18 protein-coding genes are annotated in these 21,547 nt (G+C 41.2%); 6 read left to right on the top strand and 12 right to left on the bottom strand.

Going from position 1 to position 21,547, the window contains the following annotated elements; all coding sequences use genetic code 11:
- Positions 1-7: 7 nt before the first annotated feature.
- Complete coding sequence (locus CHA01nite_RS13160; protein WP_146942092.1) at positions 8-2,995, bottom strand: reprolysin-like metallopeptidase; 2,988 nt, start codon at positions 2,993-2,995, stop codon at positions 8-10.
- 173 nt (positions 2,996-3,168) lie between these two features.
- Positions 3,169-5,217, bottom strand: coding sequence for a M43 family zinc metalloprotease (locus CHA01nite_RS13155; protein WP_146942090.1), 2,049 nt, complete (start codon positions 5,215-5,217; stop codon positions 3,169-3,171).
- Positions 5,218-5,314: 97 nt separating this feature from the next.
- Between CHA01nite_RS13155 and CHA01nite_RS13150 the strand changes: the two genes are divergently transcribed.
- On the top strand, positions 5,315-5,785 hold the full coding sequence (locus tag CHA01nite_RS13150) for a hypothetical protein (protein ID WP_146942088.1): 471 nt from the start codon (positions 5,315-5,317) through the stop codon (positions 5,783-5,785).
- A gap of 13 nt (positions 5,786-5,798) precedes the next feature.
- On the opposite strand, the gene CHA01nite_RS13145 is transcribed toward CHA01nite_RS13150, so the two are convergent.
- The 9 genes from CHA01nite_RS13145 to lpxB all read right to left on the bottom strand — a co-directional run bounded on the left by CHA01nite_RS13145 (position 5,799) and on the right by lpxB (position 16,793).
- Entirely contained in the window at positions 5,799-6,464 is a 666-nt protein-coding gene (locus CHA01nite_RS13145; RefSeq protein WP_146942086.1) for a DUF6048 family protein, read from the bottom strand.
- A complete protein-coding gene (locus CHA01nite_RS13140) occupies positions 6,430-6,915 on the bottom strand; it encodes a DUF6452 family protein (protein WP_146942084.1) in 486 nt (161 codons plus the stop codon). Before CHA01nite_RS13140 ends, CHA01nite_RS13145 begins: the two co-directional genes overlap by 35 nt.
- Before the next feature lie 34 nt (positions 6,916-6,949).
- Complete coding sequence (rlmD, locus tag CHA01nite_RS13135) at positions 6,950-8,362, bottom strand: 23S rRNA (uracil(1939)-C(5))-methyltransferase RlmD (RefSeq protein ID WP_146942082.1); 1,413 nt, start codon at positions 8,360-8,362, stop codon at positions 6,950-6,952.
- Between the two features lie 105 nt (positions 8,363-8,467).
- A complete protein-coding gene (locus tag CHA01nite_RS13130; RefSeq protein WP_146942080.1) occupies positions 8,468-10,009 on the bottom strand; it encodes a TlpA family protein disulfide reductase in 1,542 nt (513 codons plus the stop codon).
- A gap of 134 nt (positions 10,010-10,143) precedes the next feature.
- Positions 10,144-10,911: a succinate dehydrogenase/fumarate reductase iron-sulfur subunit gene (locus tag CHA01nite_RS13125; protein WP_146942078.1), complete on the bottom strand. Its 768-nt coding sequence runs from the start codon at positions 10,909-10,911 to the stop codon at positions 10,144-10,146.
- A 24-nt stretch (positions 10,912-10,935) separates the two neighbouring features.
- Positions 10,936-12,948 (bottom strand): fumarate reductase/succinate dehydrogenase flavoprotein subunit, encoded by a 2,013-nt coding sequence (locus tag CHA01nite_RS13120; RefSeq protein WP_146942076.1) that lies wholly within the window; start codon positions 12,946-12,948, stop codon positions 10,936-10,938.
- Positions 12,949-12,965: 17 nt separating this feature from the next.
- Complete coding sequence (locus CHA01nite_RS13115; RefSeq protein ID WP_146942074.1) at positions 12,966-13,628, bottom strand: succinate dehydrogenase cytochrome b subunit; 663 nt, start codon at positions 13,626-13,628, stop codon at positions 12,966-12,968.
- A 144-nt stretch (positions 13,629-13,772) separates the two neighbouring features.
- Positions 13,773-15,548: a ComEC/Rec2 family competence protein gene (locus CHA01nite_RS13110; RefSeq protein WP_228458413.1), complete on the bottom strand. Its 1,776-nt coding sequence runs from the start codon at positions 15,546-15,548 to the stop codon at positions 13,773-13,775.
- Between the two features lie 141 nt (positions 15,549-15,689).
- Positions 15,690-16,793: a lipid-A-disaccharide synthase gene (gene lpxB, locus CHA01nite_RS13105; protein ID WP_146942072.1), complete on the bottom strand. Its 1,104-nt coding sequence runs from the start codon at positions 16,791-16,793 to the stop codon at positions 15,690-15,692.
- Between the two features lie 144 nt (positions 16,794-16,937).
- On the opposite strand from lpxB, the gene CHA01nite_RS13100 reads away from it, so the two are divergent.
- A complete protein-coding gene (locus CHA01nite_RS13100; protein ID WP_146942069.1) occupies positions 16,938-17,447 on the top strand; it encodes a DUF2480 family protein in 510 nt (169 codons plus the stop codon).
- 111 nt (positions 17,448-17,558) lie between these two features.
- Positions 17,559-18,215, top strand: a complete 657-nt coding sequence (locus tag CHA01nite_RS13095; RefSeq protein WP_146942068.1) for a DUF937 domain-containing protein — start codon at positions 17,559-17,561, stop codon at positions 18,213-18,215.
- A gap of 59 nt (positions 18,216-18,274) precedes the next feature.
- On the opposite strand, the gene CHA01nite_RS13090 is transcribed toward CHA01nite_RS13095, so the two are convergent.
- Complete coding sequence (locus CHA01nite_RS13090; RefSeq protein ID WP_146942066.1) at positions 18,275-18,394, bottom strand: 30S ribosomal protein THX; 120 nt, start codon at positions 18,392-18,394, stop codon at positions 18,275-18,277.
- 236 nt (positions 18,395-18,630) lie between these two features.
- Here CHA01nite_RS13090 and CHA01nite_RS13085 point away from each other — a divergent pair, with 236 nt between their 5' ends.
- The 3 genes from CHA01nite_RS13085 to aspS all read left to right on the top strand — a co-directional run bounded on the left by CHA01nite_RS13085 (position 18,631) and on the right by aspS (position 21,536).
- A complete protein-coding gene (locus CHA01nite_RS13085) occupies positions 18,631-19,227 on the top strand; it encodes a DUF2975 domain-containing protein (RefSeq protein ID WP_146942063.1) in 597 nt (198 codons plus the stop codon).
- Positions 19,228-19,230: 3 nt separating this feature from the next.
- On the top strand, positions 19,231-19,437 hold the full coding sequence (locus CHA01nite_RS13080) for a helix-turn-helix domain-containing protein (protein WP_146942061.1): 207 nt from the start codon (positions 19,231-19,233) through the stop codon (positions 19,435-19,437).
- 344 nt (positions 19,438-19,781) lie between these two features.
- Positions 19,782-21,536, top strand: a complete 1,755-nt coding sequence (aspS, locus tag CHA01nite_RS13075) for an aspartate--tRNA ligase (RefSeq protein WP_146942059.1) — start codon at positions 19,782-19,784, stop codon at positions 21,534-21,536.
- Positions 21,537-21,547 lie beyond the last annotated feature (11 nt).

The following is a 21,547-nucleotide window of genomic DNA, read 5'->3' as shown; positions in this document are numbered from 1 at the left end:
TTATATTTTACTTCTTAATGAATTTGGAATTGAATGCTTCTTTTCCCTTTTCTTCGATGGTAATAACATAACCTCCTTTGATCAGTTCAGAAACATTGATCTGACCGCCGCTGATGTTTCCTTGTTTTACCAATTGGCCGGCAGCACTGTAAATTTTATACATCGCCTTATCGGATACTTTGGTAATATTAAGAACATCAGATACCGGGTTAGGGTAAATCTGAATATCGTTTTTAGGACCGGCTACATCGTTGGTTGACAAAGCAGTTGCAGTAACCACAACATTATAGTCTTCCACTTCTCCGTCATTAAAGTTATTTCCGCAAACATATGTTGCAGGAGCATTTAATCCGGCATTCGCTGCTGCTGCGTATCCAAGTACAACCCTCATTCTTAAAATCTGCCCTTCCACAACGCCTGTCGTAGGAACTGTAAATGTTCCTGAGAATGTAGAAGTATTCGTTACAGGGAAGTTCAATACCCTTTCTGTGGATTCAAATGTTCCGTTTCTGTTGTAATCGATAAATACCATTGCAAAATCATAAGCTGCAATATTACTGTTGATTACCATAGGATAGGCAACTCCTTTTACAAGATTAACCTGAAGTGAAGGATTTGTTGTAAAGTTGGTATAAGTAGCTCCTGTGGAACTATTATTAATATTGGCTACCTGTACTCTCGAAATATAAAGATTCGCAGCTGTAGTTGAAGCGGCTGTACAATAAGGAAGTCCCGGAGTTAAGAAACCGGTTGTAGTAGAGTAAGCCCCAGGTGTTCCTGAACAAACTGCTGCTACCTGAACTTCATAATTTGTAGTATCAGCTAACGAAGCCAATGTAATGGTAGGATTCGTAGAGGTTGTCTGCTGCCATGTTGCCGTTCCAACGATACGGTAACGGATAATATAACTGGCATTTAAAACCGGAGTCCAGCTAACGGTGGCACCGTTGGAAGTAATATTACTTACCGTAACACCAGTAATAGCAGATCCGTCACAAGGAGCAAATGCCGCTACGTTTATTCTGCCGATCGCATAGAATACGTTCCCTATTGAAGAAATTCTCAATTTAATAACCTGCCCGTTCATGGAAGAAGGGAAAGTAAAATTCTCTGTTCCGTCATTAGGGGTAGAGGCAGATAATAAGGTCCAGGTTGTTCCATTATTTGTCGTATAATCAATTTTTACATTGGTTACGTTATAAGGAGCTGCAGTGGTATTGGCAACATCCCAGTTAATTGCAGTTGGAGAACCTACGTTAGCATACAGAGTAGTCACTTTGAAAGGTCCGTCATTTCCTACAATAACCTGTTGGATATTATAATCTGTTTGCTGTTGGGTAGCATTCGGATTGTTATCTCTCACAGTAACGGCAAAGTTTGTTGTTCTTGCCACCTGGGAAACAGATTCCCATGTATTATTGCTGTTATCCAGATATCCGTTCAATACAGATTCTAATTTAGGGAAGTAACGAACAGGGCTGGTTGTAGGATTGAATGATCTGAAAGAAGCACCGGTAGCTGTTGTTCCGATATTCGTTTTGTTAATCACAACATTTGCGTTATCTATTTCTTCCCAACAATAGGTCAACGGATCATTTTCAGCATCGGTTGCACTTGCTGTTAAAACGAATGCAGTTCCTTTAGGAATATTGACGGTTGGCATGTCAGCAATTACCGGCGGGTTATTGCTGATATTCGTTTCTATATCACAGGTTTTTGCAATTAAATTCTGATTTACCTGAAAATTACTTGCAAAATGGAAATAAGGATCTGAATGAGGCTGCACATCGGTAGTAGCACCGGTGATTCCGGCATACCCCATAATGGTAGAACCCGATCCCGGTTCCATATTTGTCCCTGCACTTTCCAAAGAATGGGCAAAGGTATGGTTAGCTCCCAGCTGGTGTCCCATTTCGTGAGCGACGTAATCGATATCAAAATTATCTCCTGAAGGAGGGTTTGCCGTAGAAGGATTTACACTTCCCGTAGCCGGCGAAGTGATTCCGGATCCTTTACCATAGCCTACTACCGGGTCGTAGGTGGTACCGACAGGACTCATACATACGCAACCTATACAGCCTGCATTTCCACCGCCACCTGAAGCTCCGAACAAGTGACCGATATCATAGTTCGCCTGTCCTACGTTCGTTGCCAAGACATCTCTGAGAGAAGTATTCCAGGAAGACGGAGGTTGAGAGGCGCTGGTTACCGTTGCATAAGGATCGGTAGCAGCATCAGTATAAATAAGTCCAGGATAACTTAATACATTTAAATGTAAGGCGAAGTCTTTCTCAAACACACCGTTCACTCTTGTCATTGTAGCATTAATCTGAGTCAATGCTCCTGCAACGCCTCCGAAGAAATTGGTATATTCCGCTGTGGTTGACATAGCCAGCCTCATGGTTCTATACTTTTTATCGTAGCTCTTGTTGAAAGTTGTTGTTTGATTCGCAAATGATGCACCTTTTTTCAGCAATGCATCAATTTGTTTTACAGCAGCAGGATCCTCTCCCGTAGAACATAAAAATCCATTTTCGTTCTTCTGAGATTTAGGATGAACCCCATATACTGTTTTATCAGCATTAGCCGGTTCAATAAATTCGTATTCCCCTCCCTTGATAATCATGGATTGAAAATCATTAGGGGCAACAGAAAATCTCAGGTATTTTGAAGGGTCATTGATTCCTACCCCAACATATGACCCTAATTGATATTGGTCCGCAAGGTCTTTTGCAAAAACAGGAAAACTGTAGACTGCAAATTTTTCAACCTTTCCATCTAATGTCGGTAAAGAGATTTCTACCGCTTTCGCACCTTTTCCCATTTCCTGAGCATTTGCCAGCTGGGATCTTAATGCTGAAATATCCAATGAATAGTAGGCTTTCATATTAGCCTCTTTTCTCACTTTCTCTCCTTTATATGTTGTCGGTGACCATTGTGCACTCACCGTGCCTAACACAAAAAGAGAAAAGAAAGAAGTAAAAAGTTTCTTCATAGCTTTTCAAATTAAATTTACCTGCCAAATATAACTATTTTACGCTAGAAATATTACATTCACACCTTTTTTAACAAAAAAAAATAATTTCAATAACTGCTACTATAAAAAAACAAATAATCCTCAGACAAGTCCGAGGATTATTTGTTTTTTAAAATTCAATTAAATAAATATTAATTTTTAATAAATTTAATACTTTCGGAAGTTTTACCATCCTTAATTGTAATGATATAAGTGCCTTTTACTAATTCAGCAACCCTAACCTGATTATTATTGATATTGCCAGCTTTTACCAATTGCCCTACTGCGTTGTGAATTTCAAAAGTAGCTTTACCAGAAACTTTGGTGATATTAAGTAAATCTGTTGCAGGATTAGGATATATTTGAATATCATTTTTCTTTATTCCATTTTCTTCCTGTGTACCTAATACCAATATTTTAAATGATTTGGATTGTGTAGTACCGAAATCGGTAGCTCCCTCAGAAATTATGGTATTTCCTAATGAATTCTTTACGTTATAGTATCCATAATAAAGGATTCCATCTCCTTCCGAATCATTAATTGTAAAGGTGTAGCAATCCGGAGCTAAACTCCATGTTTGGGTAACTAAAGCCGGTAAAGATTGAATTTGATTTCCAATAGCTACTCCGTCAGAATATGGTCCGCCTGAATATAAAGTGGCTCCTGCGCTATTCTTTAACGTCCATGTTGTTTCTGAACCATAAAAGTCAGGCTGAAGTGTAAACGTAACAGCTGTACTGCCTACTGGTGTAGTTGTATAGTTTCCTGCAGCTGAAAATGCGGTATTGTTACTAGCCCTTGCATCAGTAGTTCCGTTTACAGAAGTAATCTGAGCAGAAATTGTAGAATTTTCTGTAGCAATAATCGAAAAAACAGCATATCTATTTTGCGCCAAATTCCCTGTCCAGTTATATGTTTGTGAAGCACCTCCGTTTACTGTATAGGTAATTACGGCAGAAGTAAGTGCAGAGGTTCCTCTATTATAAAGACTGAAAGGAAATGAAGTGGAAGCCGTGCCACCGCAAGATGAAGAGGCACTGCAAATTTTCTCTGCTTTTAATTCTGCATCGTTAGCGAATAGCGGAATCGGTAAATCCTTCACCGAAGTTTTAAGTTCAACTCTTCTGGGAGAATTATTCATCACAGCAGTCATTCTTGCTTTCTGATCTAAAGTGAAAATATTCATGCAAGTATCATTCGTATAATCCATATAATTTTCTACCATCTCGAAAAGACCTGCTGTACAACTGGCAATAGGGGTAGTACAAGTATAGTTATCCTCGTGAGCTGGAGGTGTATCATTACAATAATCTGTAGCACACACTGTTGCATCATCATCATCTCCCCAAATATGTCTGAGGCCTAAAAAGTGCCCTACTTCATGAGTCATTGTTCTTCCTTTATCATAAGGAGCACCTAGTGTGAAATTTGTTCCATAATCCGAACTTCCAAATGTTCCATAATTAGCAACCACACCGTCGGTATTGGCAGCACCTCCCGCAGGAACGCCTACTACTCCTGAGTTTGAGGGAAATTGTGCATAACCCAGAATGTTAGAACTTGAACCTCCGAATTTAACGCTCCACATATTCATATACTGAGTAGGATTCCAGATGGTTGCCGGTTTTACATTGGCATCAACCTCAGCCGTTGTCCACTGATCCTGACACATATTTACCCGATCAATACCATTGGTAGGATTTCCATTAGGATCAACCTTAGCCAAAGCAAACTGAATCATGACATCAGCTCCTACAGGGTTTGAATTAAAACCTGGAGTTCCCGCCAATTTTCTGAAATCATTATTCATAACAGTAATCTGGGACTGTACCTGCTCGTCAGAAATATTCTGTGCAACACCATATGCCTGACCACTATGAATAACATGTACTACTACAGGAATGGTAACAATCCCGCCGGTCTGCGATTTATTAGTCTTTGAATTTTCAATTAATGGAGCGATCCATGCTTCAAACTGAGCATCTGTCATTCTGTCAGGGTATTGTTTCTGAAGCATCGCTTCATATTCTGTAGAAGCACATCTGATAACCCCGTTCATCTTCTTTAAATCATCTATCGTATATACTTTACCGAAAACCATCTGCTCTTGCCCCTGAACTTTCTTCTTTTGAGCAAAAATGGAACAGCATAATAATACAAACAATAAAAAAGGTACTTTAAAAGTAATTTTACAATTCATTTATTAGGAATATTTTATTATTTTACAAATATATTAATTTATGGCATATTTTTAATATAATATTAATATAAAAAGGCATTTTAATACAAAAATCAAAATGAAAACAAACACTATTTTTCTCTTGATATCCTGTCTATTACATATTAAATGTATTTCACAGAATAATCCTTCAGGCCTGACAAATCACATGCAATTAGGTAAATATAATACAGTAATTGAAAGAGTAGAATTGACAGAACAAACCAGAGGAATCAACAGAAAATTGACTTTTGAGCCTATGTCATCCAGTATTTCTTTAAACGGAAAAATTAATAAAACAGAATTACCACCTGCTAACTGGAAAAATATAACTGAAGAGGCATCATCAATTGATTTGTCGAAAATTTCAACATATGCTTCGCCCACAACCGGAAGATATTCTGACAGTGCCTTATCTTCTGCTATCATCATTACTTCAGGGGGAAAAACCTATGAATCCTCCTCTTTTGATGCAGGAATCCCTCCAAAAGAATTAGAGGGATTATATCGGTTGTTAAGAGGAAAATCTCAAATTATTAAAAAGAAGTAATAAAAGAAAGTTCCTAGAATTTATACGCCAGATTCCAGGCAAAGCCCATTGTAAATTTGGAGGAACTTTTTCCGAAGCCCGGGACGATCATCGGCTGGATCTCCTCCTGTTTTGTGGTGTAGACTAAGTATCGGGGCTGCATGTTGACATCGATATAAAAATTCGTGTCAAACAGCTGAACCCTCCCTCCTAATGTCCCTTCGAGCCAATAGGAAGACTGGGTGGATGATGGAAAAGAGACTGAAGAGCTGCTTCCTCCGAAACCTCTTACCGGCACCGCCATGTATTCCTGGGTATAAAAAGATCCTGCTACTTTTCCTCCTGCATAAAAACCGTTGAATGAATTCTCCGGATCTTTTGCCAGCATATAGAAAGCCCCCAGTTTCAGGAAGGGGCCATTCACTTTTGCGTCATAGCCGTTTTTCTGATAGATATTGGATTCAAAACCGGCTTCGGCAATGGCGTGGATATTTCCTTTTATCCTTGATGACACAAAACCCTGGTACAATTTTCTATCCGAAAAAAAGGAAACCCCCGTATTGAGAAGGTCTCCGCCCACCATAAAATTCGGTTCGTATTTCCATTTTTCTTTTTCAGCTGCTTGGGCCTTATTCTCCTGAGCAAAACCCAGAAAGCCGATAATGCTAAAAAAGAAGGTAAAGATTCGTCTTGTCTTCATTTTCTATAAAATTTTGTCCGGCCTGGATGCCCTTTACCGGAGTCGCCGTGGTTACCGGATCCAGGACGGCATTTAAATTTTCATAATTTATTTTGATACCGCAGCCGGGTGAAACATAACTTGCCTTGGTGGTATAATTTACCCTGACTTTGGATTCAGCACCTTTATTGGCTGTCCTGAAATAGATATCGGTATACGGGGAATTATCCACCCTTAAAGGGATAATCCGGGAAGTAATCTTTGCCTGACCGCCAAGCTGTACCTTTCCGGATCCGTAATCCACCGCAACATACAGGGAGTCCACCGTTTTTTCTTTACCGCTTTCAGCATTCAGGAAAGAGAATTTCATCCGGGGCGTTCCCTCTCCGTTTTCGCAGATGTCGTCATCGCTGCCGCACGAGAACAGCAGGCTGAGAAATCCGAGCGTTATCAGGAATTTAAAATACTTCATGAACCGTAAGATTTGGAATTCAAATTTAAATAAATTATTTCTTAATCAGCAAAGCAATATTCTCCACGTGGTGGGTCTGAGGAAACATATCAACCGGTAAAATTTTTACTACCTCGTACTGCTCCTTCATTAATGCCAGATCCCGTGCCTGCGTTGCTGAATTGCAGCTTACATACACGACTTTTTCCGGTGACAGTTTCAGGATCTGCTCCACTACTTTCTGATGCATTCCGTCTCTCGGCGGATCAGTGATAAGGACATCCGCTTTCGGGTGGCTGGCAAGGAATTCGTCATTGAAAATATCCTTCATATCTCCGCAATAGAACGTCGTGTTGGTGAGACCGTTCAGTTCAGCATGTTCAATCGCTGCGTCGATGGCTTCCTGTACGGATTCGATACCGATTACCTGCTTTGCATTCCGGGCTACGTACTGCGCAATCGTTCCGGTACCGGTATAGAGATCATACACCACTTCATCCCCTTTCAGGTCGGCAAATTCAAGCGTTTTTCTGTATAGTTCCAATGCCTGCTTATAATTGGTCTGGAAGAACGACTTAGGGCCGATCTTGAATTTCAGCCCGTCCATTTCTTCCATTAAGAAGCCTTCGCCGGAATAGACATGGATATCCAGATCGTAAATGGAATCATTCGGCTTCGGATTGATGGCATAGACCAGTGTTTTAATCTGAGGAAACGTTTCCAGCAGGAATTCAAAAAGCTTTTCCCGCTTTTCCTTTTCTTCTTTGTACAGCTGGAAAAGGACCATCCACTCCCCTTTGGAGTTCTGCCTCATCATCAACGTTCTCAGAAAACCTTCGTGATTTTTAACATCAAAAAAGTCCAGTCCGTTTTGTACGGCATATTCTTTTACCGCCAGTCTTATGGTATTGGAAGGTTCTTCCTGCAGGAAACATTCTTTAAGATCAAGGATCTTGCTCCACATTCCCGGAATATGGAATCCCAAAGCATCCCGGTTCCCGAAATTTTCCTCTGAACTGATCTCATATTGCGTGAGCCAACGGGCATTGGAAAATGAAAACTCCATTTTATTACGGTAGAAATACTGTTCTTCAGAACCCAGGATCGGAACGGTCTCGAAATTTTCGATTCCGCCTATTCTTTTGATATTGTTGTAAACTTCTTCCTGTTTAAAAGCCAACTGCTTTTCGTAGCTCATGTTCTGCCACTTGCATCCTCCGCAAACGCCGAAGTGGATGCATTTCGGATCCACCCGGTCCGGTGATTTTTCAAGCAGGTCTACTGCTTCCCCTTCATAATACTTGGATTTTGCCTTTTTTACCCTTACATTCACAAGATCCCCCGGGATGGCTCCCGAAACCAATACTGTTTTTCCTTCTTCCGTACGACCGATGGCAATCCCTTTGGCTCCCGCTGCAACAAGCCTTATGTTTTCAAGAACTATATTTTTATTCTTCTTTCTACTCATTCTGATTTCTATTTTCTGATGAGGAACATTTCTGTTCCGGTCTGCAAAAGTACAAATAAAAAAACCTTATCCGGGGATAAGGTTTCTATCTGTATTGAATTTAAATTATTTTGTCTGGGCCGGCTGTGGATTTGCCTGTTGCTGAGCAGCGGCAGCTGCCGGATCCATTCCCATACCACCCGGTTGTAGCTGAACGTTAGGATTTACCTTTGGAGCCGAAAGTCCGGTCTGCTTATCCAGTACCGTTACCAATTCAGGATCTCCTAAGTTGAAGAATGGTTTGCTGGCAATTTTACCGTCTTTATCCACAATGATAAAGCAAGGCAGTTTAAAACCGTATACCCCGTATTTCTTGGCAATATCAGAATTCAGACCGTTTTCTGCATAGACGTTAGTCCCGGTGATCCCTTTCAATAAAGAACTGCTTGTTTTCACAAACTGATCTTTGGTATCATCCACGTTTACAAAAACGAAGTTCATTTTAGACTTGTAGAAATTCACCACTTCTTTCAGCACGGGAACGGTTGCTTCTCCTATGTAAGGGTTCCATGATGCATAGAACGTTAGCAGATAAGGTTTCCCTTTGTTTTCAGAAAGATTGTATGATTTTCCGTCTGCTTTTACCAATGCTGCTTCAGGCGCTGCCTCACCGATTTTGAAACCGTTAATCGCAAACTGGATTTTCTTTAGATCTTCCTTGATGGTGTTGTCCTTGATGTCCGTATCAATAAGTTTTTTGATTTTCTCTACGGTTTTCTCAGGAGCACCAGGGTGAATATCCGACTGCGCCATTACGAAAGCCAAGAGATAATCTTTAGCCGTCTGTGAAAGGTCCTTTTGGTTTTTATTCAGATATTCTGCAAATAATTCAGAAGTCGTTACATCGGTTTTCCCGGCACTTTTTGCCTGAGCGAATTTCTGGAAATCAGGGCTCATCTTTGTAAGAAGGTATTCTCTGTATAGAGGATGCTCTTTTACAAGGACGTCTTTATTTTCTTCCAGCTTGTTGGAGAAATCCGTGAAGGCTTTTGTTACTTTAAATGAAGGGTTCCCCATTTGTTTATGACTTAGCTCATACTGGTTAAGAATAGTAAGCAAAGTACTGGAAAGGTCATTCTTCTTCCAGGTTACCACTTCGTTGTCCGGACTGAATTTTTTAGCGCTCTCATCAATATTTTTATTGATATCGGCCTGAACTTTTTCAATTCCTTTAAGGAAAGTCTTTTCGTCTTTCGACATCAGTTCATTCATATTTACCGTCTGTGCGTAAGTGGAAAGATATTTCTGAGTCGCTGTGAAGAAATCGTTATTCTTCTTGGCATCTCCGGTAATTACATATTCGGTTGGGAAAGTCATTGCATTTCCTGAAATTTCAAGCTTCTGCCCGCCTTTCAGGTAAATCAGGTTTCTTTTTCCACCATAGGAAACCATATACATTCCGCTTTTCGGAACTTCAAAGTTCCCGGCAAACGTACCGTCTTTGTTGATCCCGATATTAATTAAAGGTAAAGTGGCTACACCCGATGCTTCAATGAACTCGATTCTTTCCAGTGGGGAACCGCCGGTTACTTTTCCTTTTACTTCTACTTTTTTAGAGCAAGACATCGCAAAAACCGCGATGATAAACAATAAAAGATATTTTTTCATTTTGAATTTATAATTAGGCAAAAATAGTTTTTTCGATAAACTAAAAGCAATTTAATATTATTTTTATGAAAGATTTAACTAAAAAAAATCGCCATCCATAACGGAGACGATTTTTTCTGATATCTCTGTTAAATCTATCCTCGGTCAACGAAAGCTGTGATATACTCTCTGTTCATACGCGCAATGTTTTCAAGGGAAATTCCTTTAGGACATTCCACTTCACAGGCACCGGTATTGGAACAGTTTCCGAATCCTTCTTCGTCCATGGCTTTCACCATATTCAGTACTCTTCTTTTTGCTTCGATCCTACCTTGTGGTAAAAGTGCGTACTGTGAAACTTTTGCTCCTACGAACAGCATGGCCGATCCGTTTTTACAGGTCGCTACGCAAGCTCCGCATCCGATGCACGCCGCAGCGTCCATGGCTTTGTCGGCATCATCTTTAGGAACAGGGATCGCGTTGGCATCAAGGGTATTTCCTGATGTGTTTACCGAAATGAATCCTCCGGCGGCCATTACCCTGTCGAAAGCACTTCGGTCTACCATTAAATCTTTAATCACCGGGAAAGCGGCACTTCTCCATGGCTCGATAACAATGGTTTCACCGTCTTTGAACATTCTCATGTGAAGCTGGCAGGTCGTAATCCCTGTATCGGGACCGTGCGCTCTGCCGTTGATGTAAAGGGAACACATTCCGCAGATCCCCTCACGGCAGTCGTGGTCGAAAGCGATGGGCTCTTTTCCTTCGTTGATGATATTTTCGTTCAGAATATCCAGCATTTCAAGGAATGAAGAATCCGTAGAAACGTCTGATATTTTGTAGGTCTCAAACTGACCTTTGGTTTTGCTATTTTTTTGTCTCCAAATTTTTAGGGTAAGATGAAGGCCTTTTTTTGCACTCATAATGATGTATTTATAGGTTGGAGATTATTTGTAACTTCTTGCTTTAACTTCAATGTTTTCATAGATCAACTCTTCTTTGTGCAGAACTTCTGTTGTAATATCATCGGTCTGATATTCCCAGGCTCCTACATATTTAAAGTTAACATCATCTCTTTCTGCTTCCCCTTCAGGCGTAGCATGATCTTCTCTGAAGTGTCCTCCACAAGATTCGTTTCTATGCAAAGCATCGATTGCCATCAATTGTCCCAGCTCGATGAAATCTGCAACTCTGAATGCTTTTTCAAGTTCTGTATTCATTCCATCGGCATCACCGGGAACTTTCACATCGCTCCAGAATTCTTTTTTTACCAGAGCAATTTCAGCAATGGCTTCTTTCAAACCTTCCGGAGTTCTTGCCATTCCTACTTTATTCCACATGATGTGTCCTAATTTTTTGTGGAAATGGTCTACAGAATGGGTTCCTTTATTATTCAGGAAGAACTGTACTTTTTCTTTGATGCCCTTTTCCGCTTCTTCAAATGCAGGCGTTGCGGTAGGAATTGCACCTGTTCTGATGTCTGCAGAAAGATAATCTGCGATCGTGTAAGGAAGTACGAAATATCCGTCTGCCAGTCCCTGCATCAAAGCGGAAGCTCCCAAACGGTTGGCCCCGTGATCCGAGAAGTTGGCTTCACCGATGACAAAACATCCGGGAATGGTAGACTGTAAGTTATAGTCAACCCAAACTCCTCCCATGGTGTAGTGTACGGCAGGATAAATCTTCATCGGTGTTTTATAAGGATCATCAGCGGTGATCTTTTCGTACATAACGAACAAGTTACCGTATTTCTCCTCAATCCAGGATTTCCCTAAGTCATAGATCTGCTGATCCGTAGGATTGTGAATATGTTTTTCGATAGCGGCTTCTTTACCTTTTTTGATAATCTCTGTCGAGAAATCCAGGTAAACCCCTTCTTTGGTATCGTTGTTTTCGATTCCGTAACCGGCATCGCATCTTTCTTTACCGGCTCTCGATGCAACATCTCTAGGGACAAGGTTTCCGAAGGCCGGATATCTTCTTTCCAGATAGTAGTCCCTGTCTTCTTCTTTGATATTTTCAGGTCTCAATTTGCCTTCTCTGATGGCTACAGAATCTTCAATTTTCTTAGGAACCCAGATTCTTCCGGAGTTTCTTAAAGATTCGGACATCAGAGTAAGCTTAGACTGCTGCGTGCCGTGAACCGGAATACAGGTCGGGTGAATCTGTACATAGCAAGGGTTGGCAAAGTAAGCGCCCTTCTTGTGGATTTTCCAGGCTGCAGAAACATTGGATCCCATTGCGTTCGTAGAAAGGAAATAAACGTTTCCGTAACCGCCTGAAGCAATAACTACCGCGTGAGCCGAATGTCTTTCGATCTCACCCGTCACCAGGTTTCTGGCAATAATCCCTCTTGCTTTTCCGTCAACAATTACCAGATCCATCATTTCATGACGGTTGTACATCTTAATCCTTCCTTTACCGATCTGGCGGCTCATCGCAGAATAAGCACCCAACAACAACTGCTGTCCGGTCTGCCCTTTTGCATAAAATGTTCTTTTTACCTGAACCCCACCGAATGAACGGTTATCCAGCTGGCCTCCGTACTCACGTCCGAAAGGTACCCCCTGGGCAACACATTGGTCGATGATGTTTGCAGAAACTTCAGCCAATCGGTATACGTTGGCTTCTCTTGCGCGGTAATCACCACCTTTAATGGTATCGTAGAACAATCTGTAAGTTGAGTCACCGTCACCCTGGTAGTTTTTAGCGGCATTAATTCCCCCCTGAGCGGCGATTGAGTGCGCTCTTCGCGGTGAATCCTGATAACAGAAAGCCTTTACATTGTATCCCTGCTCTGCCAAAGTAGCTGCGGCAGAACCACCTGCCAAACCTGTTCCCACAACAATAATATCAATCTTATCTCTGTTGTTTGGTGCAACAAGGTTCATATGGTCTTTATGATTTTTCCACTTGTCCTTTAACGGACCTCCAGGAATTTTTGAATCTAATTTACTCATAATTTAGTATCTTGATATTATTGAGTTACAAAGTGAAAAATTGCGATAAAAATAAAACCTGCCGGAATAAGAATGGAATACCATTTTCCGATGGCTTTGATGACCGGTGTATACTTCGGATGTCTTGCACCGATCGACTGGAATGAAGACTGGAATCCGTGTGCCAGGTGCAATCCTAATAAAACGAACGAAATTACATACAGAGCGACTCTCCACACATCGGCGAACTTTGCGTGCAGGTCTCCCCAGAAACGGGATTCTTCAACCGGAAGCCCATTAATGTACTTGTAGTTCATTTCATGAAACCAGAAGTCATACATGTGAAGAAAAATAAAGGCCAGAATCACAGCCCCTGAAATAATCATATTTCTGGACATCCAGGTAGAGTTGTGAGAAGGATTATTTGACTCGTATTTGATGGGACGTGCCTTCTGGTTTTTAATTTCCAGGACAAATCCCATTACGAAATGGAACACCACAGCAATGATCAGAACCGGCTGCATTATAAATTGGATCAGAGGATTATACCCCATAAACTGCGAAGCATTGTTATAAGCATCCGCACCAAAAACCGACAAAAGGTTTACAGAAAGGTGCATTATCAGAAATATCAGCAAAAAAATAGCCGACAATGCCATAGCATATTTTCTACCTATCGTAGAACTCGTTAAACCTGCCATATAAGTTTAAATTTGATTTTCCACAAAATTAAGAAATGTTAAGAACATCAAAAAGTGAGAAATCTCACATAAAGCCAGTTTGTAACGTTTCTAAATAAGATCGTAAAATATTATAAATAAAAGAAAAAGAAGAAAATAGGACGGTTAATTAACTTCATAAACGATTCCGTTATACGCTGCTTTCCGGGTATTGCCTGGGAATCTTCTGATTTCCACTTTTACAATGCGTCGGGAAGAGCAGTAGGGATTGATAACATACTGCCTGATTTTCTTCTGATCCGAATCTCCGGCAATCCAGAAACAGGCCTGATTTCCCTGTTTCACGGACAGCAGTTTATGGCCGGAAAATTCATGAATTAAAATTTCCTCCTGCTGCTGCATGTACAGATTGAAACCTATTCTTACCATAAGGAACAGAATAACGGCGATAACCGCTTTCCCTGAATTCTGAACACTTAATCTTTCCACGGCAAACCTCAGAAAATAGATTATCAGAAACAGAAATCCCACTTCTACCCCATTCAGCGGGATATTTTCTAAAAACAGGGAATCGAAATCCGCAAACCAATGGATAATCCTGAGCAGCAACTGAATTATAAGATCATAAACTATAATGATCCAGTCAAAATCAAGATTAACGGCAATCAGAGCGGTCGTCAAAAAAGAAAAAATGATAATCACTTCCGAAAATGGAACGATAAAAAAATTGGCAACAACAGATATGAAAGAAAACTGATGAAAGTAAAACAGCACCAAGGGCAATGTTGCCAATTGGGCGGAAATGGAAATCGAAATGGTATTGAAGATGATTTTCTTAAACCAGGTATCCTGTATCGGAAAATGGCTTAGAATCGGCTGATTCAGCCAGTAAATTCCAAGAACGGCAAGGAAGCTGAGCTGGAATCCTACGTCAAAAATCTGCTGTGTTTCGAAGATCAGAATAATCAATGCTGATAATGACAGCGAATGCAGCAAATCCGTTTTTCGCTGCAGCATCACATAAATAAAATAAATGGTCAGCATCAGGCTTGAACGAACCACCGAACTTCCGAAACCGATAAAAGCGGTGAACAGCCAGATAAACAGCAAACTTGAAACAACAGCAAACTTTCTGAATTTCAATGGCAGTACCTTTACAAAAACAAAGTAGAAGATCCCGAAGATAACTACAATATGGGTCCCCGAAATCGCCAGGAAATGTATCAGGCCGGACCGGCTGAAATCCTGAACCGTCTGCTCATCAATTTCTGTACGGTCTGCGAGAATAATCCCTTTCAGGAATTCTCCGGACGTCGGCGACAATCCTGTTTTATCAATCTGTTGCAGTATTTCCAGTCTTCTCTGGGAACATTTTTCGCTCCAGCTTAAATCGTTCCGTCCGGAAGCAAAAACCTCATCGCTGATATAACACTGGTATTCAATATTTTTCCTTTTCAAATATTTTGAATAATCAAACTGGAAATCATACTGCGGAGTTTTAGGTTTTGAAAGATAAGCCCTGGTTTTGTAGTAATGTTTAAAATCCAATGCCTTTTCTTTCTTCGGAATATAAACCACTGCATTAAAATATTCTTTACCGGTCCGGACGACGGCTTCATACTTCCTGTTTTTCAGGTTGGAATTCAGTTTTTTGGCTATTTTAAAAACAACTTCCTCATTTTTGCCGATCTTTAGATTTTGTGCCGGAGCCGTATTGAAAAAATGCAATACTATTCCGACTGAAAAAAAAGTGACTCCCAAAAGGTATGGCCTGATTTTAAACAACATATACCTGTTGAAAAAGGCAGGGATTAAGAGCAGGAAACCTGTTCCCGAAATCCCGTAAATAACAGTTTTATCCAAATGAAAAAAGTCCTGAAAAAAGATCCCCAGGATGAAGCAGATGGCGAGAATGAGAAACGGCTGTTTATTCAATTCCAAGATTTGTGATATCCAAAAATATCCAATCGTATAAACAAAGACAAATCGAAAGGACAGAATTTTTAAAAACGGACTCTATCCTTTGTGAAAAATAAAAATTGCAGAAAAAATTTCCGCGATTTTTATTTTTGTATTTACTTTTTAAACTTGCAGTATCACTTCCGCCGCCTTATCACTTGCGCCTTTTCCGCCTAATTTTTCCCTCAGCAGCTCATAATCCCGCAAAACTTCAAACCTTTTTTCGGTAGCCAGGATCTTTTTCAGCTCTTCCACCAGGTTGTTCGTATTCAGGTCATTCTGGATCAGTTCCTTTACCACTTCACGGTCTATAATAAGGTTAACCAAAGAGATGTATTTGATATTCTTAACCAGACGTCTGGCAATGGCATAGGAAACTTTGCTTCCCCGGTAGCAGACCACTTCAGGCACATTCAGCAGAGCGGTTTCTAGGGTTGCGGTTCCGGAAGTGACGAGCGCAGCCTTGGAGCACCTCAGCAGGTCGTAGGTTTTATTGGAGACAAAGTGCACATTATCGTCGACGTAATTCTGGTAAAATTCTTTCGGAAGGCTCGGTGCCCCGGCAATTACGAACTGATATTCCTGAAAATAAGGTCTTACGGAAAGCATCATGGCAAGCATCTTTTCAACTTCCTGTTTCCGGGAGCCCGGTAACAGAGCAATGATTTCCTTTTCATTCAGTCCGTTTTCCTTTTTAAAGCTTTCAACATTAAGATCTTCCAGAGTGGAAATGGCATCCAGCAGAGGGTGGCCGACAAAATGGGAATGAACGCCATGTTTTTTATAGAAATCCTCTTCAAAAGGAAGGATCACCATCATTTCGTCCACGTATTTTTTAATGATCTCCACCCTGCCCTCTTTCCAGGCCCAAAGCTGCGGGGAGATATAATACACCACTTTAATCCCAAGCTCTTTGGCAAATTTGGCAATCCTCAGATTAAATCCCGGGTAATCTACCAGGACCAGGACGTCCGGCATGTTTTTGCGGAGGTCTTCCTTACAGAATTTAATATTGTTCAGGATCGTCCGCAGGTTCATCGCAACTTCCAGAAAGCCCATAAAAGCGAGATCGCGGTAATGTTTCACCAGTGTACCGCCCTGCCTGGCCATCAGATCGCCGCCCCAGAACCGGAATTCCGCAGCAGGGTCCTGCTGTTTCAAAGCTTTTATCAAATTGCTTCCGTGCAGGTCTCCGGAAGCCTCACCGGCGATAATATAATACTTCATTCCTCCGAAATCTTTTAAATTTTAAATCCCCTCGAAACCATCTTTGATCTCTTTGTCATGGGAGGTTTCTATCATGGGAATAGAGAACAAATAAGACATGGTAGCATCTTAATTTGTAAATTTGCCCAAAGATAATGATAAAAAATGTCAGAAGAATTTGAAATCAGGAATAAAGTTGCGGAAAGCGGACTGATCAATTTTGATCTTACCGATCTGGTTCCGAAGGGAGAGCGGAAGGGAATCGACCTGAAGGATTTTCTTTTCATGGAAATGATCCTGAAAGAAAAAGACTTCCGGGAAAAGGTAGCGGCAATCGACGTTGAAGCTTACCGGGATGCCTATGTTTACGTATACAATTCGGCGGATGCCATTGTTCCGCTCTGGGCTTATTTTTTAATTACGGCGAGACTCGCCGGTGTTACCAAAAAGATCGTTTTCGGAAACCGTGAAGACCTGGAAGTAATCCTGATGCACAATGCCATCCAGCGGCATGATTTTGAAGAAATGAGAGGCAAAAGGGTGCTGGTAAAAGGATGTACCGATAAAGAAATTCCGGAAAACGCTTATATCGAACTGGTCGAGCAGCTGCAGCCGATCGTTAAGTCACTGATGTTCGGAGAAGCCTGCTCCAATGTTCCGATTCTGAAAAACTAGGCCTGTCCATCAAATCTTATTTTTAAATTTATTCATTCAATTTTAATTAAAAAACCGTTGGGGAATATTTTTTGATAGGGTTTAATCATCACTAAAAAATAAACACAAACTATGGGTCTTATCGATTTACTTACAGGCAACACCGGAAACCAGGTTGCTGAACAGGCAGAAACGAAATTCGGAATCAGCAAGACACAGGTCATTGCTTTACTTGCCGTGGCTGCCCCACTGATTATTTCTTACCTCAGAAAAAAATCACAGGACGCCAACGAGGCTGAAGCCCTGAACAATGCTTTGGATAAAGACCACGACGGAAGTATCCTTAACGATGTTTCACAAGCCGATGCCAGACAGTCTGAAGGCAGTTCCATCTTAAACCACATTTTCGGTGAAGAAAAACCGAATGTAGAAAGCAGGCTTTCGCAGAATACCGGGATTTCGATTGATAAAATTGGACCGATCCTTTCCATGCTGGCTCCGGTTATTATGGGTTACATCGGCAAGGAAAAACAACAGAACAATGTAGGTGCCGGTGGTTTGGGCGATCTGTTGGGTGGCATTTTAGGCAATGCATCCAATGAATCCCGGCAACAGCACTCCAGCCCTTTGAATGATATTCTGGGAAGTGTCTTAGGTGGCGGAAATACGCAGTCTTCCGGAAACCCGCTCAATGATATTATCGGAAGCGTGCTCGGAGGGAATGAGCAGAAGAAACAGCAAGGCGGCGGCGGATTGGGAGATATCCTCGGAGGATTCTTCGGAAAATAATTAATTTAATTTTGTTATATATAAAAAAGACCGGCGAATGATTTTGCCGGTCTTTTGGTTTAATTTTTGGTCTTCTCTTCGGAAGCCGTTACTGATTTTGAAGCTTTTCTGGGTCTTCTTTTCCCGTAGCTTCCATTGTTGATTTTACCTCTTTTGGATTTTTTGTCTCCTTTTCCCATAAGTAATAGATTTTGTTGGTTGATTACGAATTTAGAAAATACAGCTCTAAAATCAAAAGTTCAGGCTGTTAAAATTATTATAAAATCATATCCCGCAAGACATTCCATGCAATTTTCGGTCCTTACTATTCTTTGTCAAACCTTTATTAAGATTTATTTATTTAAAAATAATTCAATAAATTTTTATCGTAAAACAATAAATTTTTATACATTTGCAATAAATAAAATTAACAACAATGAAAATTATCGGGAAAAATTCGCTTTCACAATACATCAGCTACCTTATGCTGGTGTTGTTCATCCTCTTTGCTTTGCAAGGTGTGTATCAGATTTTCGGATGGTCAGTTCTGGCTTACAATTTCAAAACAGGAAACAATATTCTTTCAGACTTGTTCATCTTAGGCACAGATGTCGGTTGGTCCAAAAATCAATGGACGCAGCCGTTATCCGGTATGATGAAATTTAAAATTTTTGTCCCATTTACGGATCAGAATCTTCTTACCGGATTATTCAACATCTTCAGCGTCATTCATTTTGCCTGCAATTCTGTTTTTGTTACCCTGTTCTGTTACACGGGCTACAAATTCCTGAAAGAAATAAGCCAGGAGAATGTCTTCAATGCCCGTGCGCTTTCATGGCTTAAAAAATTCGGCTGGATCAATATTCTGTACGCCGTGGTAAGTATAGCCACCATCCCGTTCAGTTTGAAAACGGTATTTTCCACGACATATTCCGTTATGATATTTCTGTTTTTCGGCATTTTGGTATTATTCATCGTAGAATTCTTCAGGAAAGGTCTTGAACTTCAGGAACAGGTAGATTTAACTATTTAACTTATGCCAATAATAATCAACGTAGACGTCATGCTGGCGAGAAGAAAGATGCAGTCGCAGGAACTTGCCGAGAAAATCGGTATCACCCAGGCCAACCTTTCCATCTTAAAAACCGGGAAGGCCAAAGCCGTAAAGCTTTCCACTTTGGAAGCCATCTGTAAAGCCTTGGACTGCCAGCCCGGGGATATCCTGGAATATGTGAAAGATTAAGAAATTTTATGAAAATAATTCAGAATAATCTGTTAAAATTTCGGATTTTAATACTAAAATACCATAATTCAAAAGTTCATCCTTATCAAATCTCTGTGAGATAAGCTACTTTTGTCCGCAGAAACTAATACCCGTGAAGAAGAATTATTCATCCTTCTTTATTCCCTGAGCCTGTGCTCAGCGCGAAACCACACCAAAACTACTCCGGAGCCTGACCAAAGGTTCCGGAATTTTCATGAAAAGGCGTTTTTTTGTTTTTAAAACCTTCAAAAATCTTATCTTTGCGAACGGAAAATTCAAAGTTCGGATATGAACTTTAAACCTTGAACTTTAAACAATAATTTATGTTTCGATCACACACCAACGGAGAATTGTCTCTGAAGAATCTTAATGAAGAAGTTACGCTTTCGGGATGGGTACAGACCATCCGCGACAAAGGATTTATGATTTGGATAGATCTCCGGGATCGTTACGGAATTACCCAACTGGTTTTCGACCAGGAGCGCTCTTCTGCGGAACTGATGGACAATGCCAAAAAGCTGGGACGCGAATTTGTGATTCAGGTGACGGGAAAAGTAATCGAAAGGGTAAGTAAAAATCCGAATATCCTGACCGGGGAAATTGAAATTTTAGTTGAAAAATTAACGGTTCTGAACGAATCCCAGCTTCCGCCTTTCACGATTGAAGATGAAACGGACGGCGGTGAGGAACTGAGAATGAAATACCGCTACCTGGATATCCGCAGAAATCCGGTAAAAGACAAACTGGTTTTCCGTCACAACATGGCGCAGAAAGTACGGAATTATCTGTCGGACAACGGATTTATCGAGGTGGAAACGCCGGTTCTGATCAAGTCCACTCCGGAAGGGGCAAGGGACTTCGTGGTGCCGAGCAGGATGAACCCCGGGCAGTTCTACGCATTGCCGCAGTCTCCGCAGACCTTCAAGCAATTGCTGATGGTAGGCGGAATGGATAAATATTTCCAGATCGTAAAATGTTTCCGTGACGAGGATTTAAGAGCCGACCGTCAGCCGGAATTCACCCAGATCGATTGTGAAATGGCCTTCGTGGAGCAGGAGGATGTGATGAATGTTTTCGAAGGAATGACGAAAACCTTACTGAAAGACATCACCGGACAGGAATTCGGGGATTTTCCGAGAATGACGTTTGCCGATGCGATGCAGAAATACGGAAACGACAAGCCGGATATCCGTTTCGGAATGGAGTTCGTGGAACTGAACGACCTGGTAAAAGGAAAAGACTTTAAAATATTCGATGAAGCGGAACTGGTTGTCGGAATCAATGTAGAAGGCTGTGCAGATTATACCAGAAAGCAGATTGACGAACTTGTGGATTGGGTAAAGAGACCGCAGATTGGAGCTTCCGGAATGGTTTGGGTTAAATTCCAGAACGACGGCGTGAAGACCTCTTCCGTTAATAAATTCTATAATGAAGAAGATCTATCCAGGATCATCGAAAAATTCGGGGCTAAGGAAGGCGACCTGATGCTGATCCTTTCCGGGAACGGGCATAAGGTAAGAACCCAGCTTTCTGCCTTGAGAATGGAGCTTGGAAACCGGTTAGGCCTGAGAAAAGGAAACGAATTCGCCCCGCTTTGGGTAGTCGACTTCCCGTTACTGGAGTTTGATGAAGAAAGCGGCCGTTACCATGCGATGCACCACCCTTTTACCTCTCCGAAACCGGAAGACATCCACCTGTTGGAAACCGATCCGGGAAAAGCAAGGGCCAACGCTTACGATATGGTCTTGAACGGAAACGAAATCGGCGGAGGTTCCATCAGGATTTTCGACAAAGACCTTCAGTCCAAAATGTTCGACCTGTTAGGGTTCAGCAAAGAAGAAGCGGAAGCCCAGTTCGGATTTTTAATGAATGCCTTCAAATACGGCGCACCGCCTCACGGTGGACTGGCCTTCGGTTTCGACCGTCTGGTAGCGATCCTCGACGGAAACGAGGTGATCCGGGATTACATCGCCTTCCCTAAGAACAATTCGGGACGGGATGTGATGATCGACGCACCGGCTGCCATTGCCAATGAACAGCTGGATGAACTGGAATTGCAATTGAATTTAAAATCATAAATTAGAAGCGG

Source organism: Chryseobacterium hagamense, assembly GCF_007991455.1.
GTDB lineage: Bacteria > Bacteroidota > Bacteroidia > Flavobacteriales > Weeksellaceae > Chryseobacterium > Chryseobacterium hagamense.
This window is presented reverse-complemented; position numbering and strand designations above follow the sequence as displayed.

Coding starts and splice junctions, on each gene's coding strand:
- CHA01nite_RS13160 (WP_146942092.1), bottom strand. CDS start 2,995: ATGAAGAAACTTTTTACTTCTTTCTTTTCTCTTTTTGTGTTAGGCACG.
- CHA01nite_RS13155 (WP_146942090.1), bottom strand. CDS start 5,217: ATGAATTGTAAAATTACTTTTAAAGTACCTTTTTTATTGTTTGTATTA.
- CHA01nite_RS13150 (WP_146942088.1), top strand. CDS start 5,315: ATGAAAACAAACACTATTTTTCTCTTGATATCCTGTCTATTACATATT.
- CHA01nite_RS13145 (WP_146942086.1), bottom strand. CDS start 6,464: ATGAAGACAAGACGAATCTTTACCTTCTTTTTTAGCATTATCGGCTTT.
- CHA01nite_RS13140 (WP_146942084.1), bottom strand. CDS start 6,915: ATGAAGTATTTTAAATTCCTGATAACGCTCGGATTTCTCAGCCTGCTG.
- rlmD (WP_146942082.1), bottom strand. CDS start 8,362: ATGAGTAGAAAGAAGAATAAAAATATAGTTCTTGAAAACATAAGGCTT.
- CHA01nite_RS13130 (WP_146942080.1), bottom strand. CDS start 10,009: ATGAAAAAATATCTTTTATTGTTTATCATCGCGGTTTTTGCGATGTCT.
- CHA01nite_RS13125 (WP_146942078.1), bottom strand. CDS start 10,911: ATGAGTGCAAAAAAAGGCCTTCATCTTACCCTAAAAATTTGGAGACAA.
- CHA01nite_RS13120 (WP_146942076.1), bottom strand. CDS start 12,948: ATGAGTAAATTAGATTCAAAAATTCCTGGAGGTCCGTTAAAGGACAAG.
- CHA01nite_RS13115 (WP_146942074.1), bottom strand. CDS start 13,628: ATGGCAGGTTTAACGAGTTCTACGATAGGTAGAAAATATGCTATGGCA.
- lpxB (WP_146942072.1), bottom strand. CDS start 16,793: ATGAAGTATTATATTATCGCCGGTGAGGCTTCCGGAGACCTGCACGGA.
- CHA01nite_RS13100 (WP_146942069.1), top strand. CDS start 16,938: ATGTCAGAAGAATTTGAAATCAGGAATAAAGTTGCGGAAAGCGGACTG.
- CHA01nite_RS13095 (WP_146942068.1), top strand. CDS start 17,559: ATGGGTCTTATCGATTTACTTACAGGCAACACCGGAAACCAGGTTGCT.
- CHA01nite_RS13090 (WP_146942066.1), bottom strand. CDS start 18,394: ATGGGAAAAGGAGACAAAAAATCCAAAAGAGGTAAAATCAACAATGGA.
- CHA01nite_RS13085 (WP_146942063.1), top strand. CDS start 18,631: ATGAAAATTATCGGGAAAAATTCGCTTTCACAATACATCAGCTACCTT.
- CHA01nite_RS13080 (WP_146942061.1), top strand. CDS start 19,231: ATGCCAATAATAATCAACGTAGACGTCATGCTGGCGAGAAGAAAGATG.
- aspS (WP_146942059.1), top strand. CDS start 19,782: ATGTTTCGATCACACACCAACGGAGAATTGTCTCTGAAGAATCTTAAT.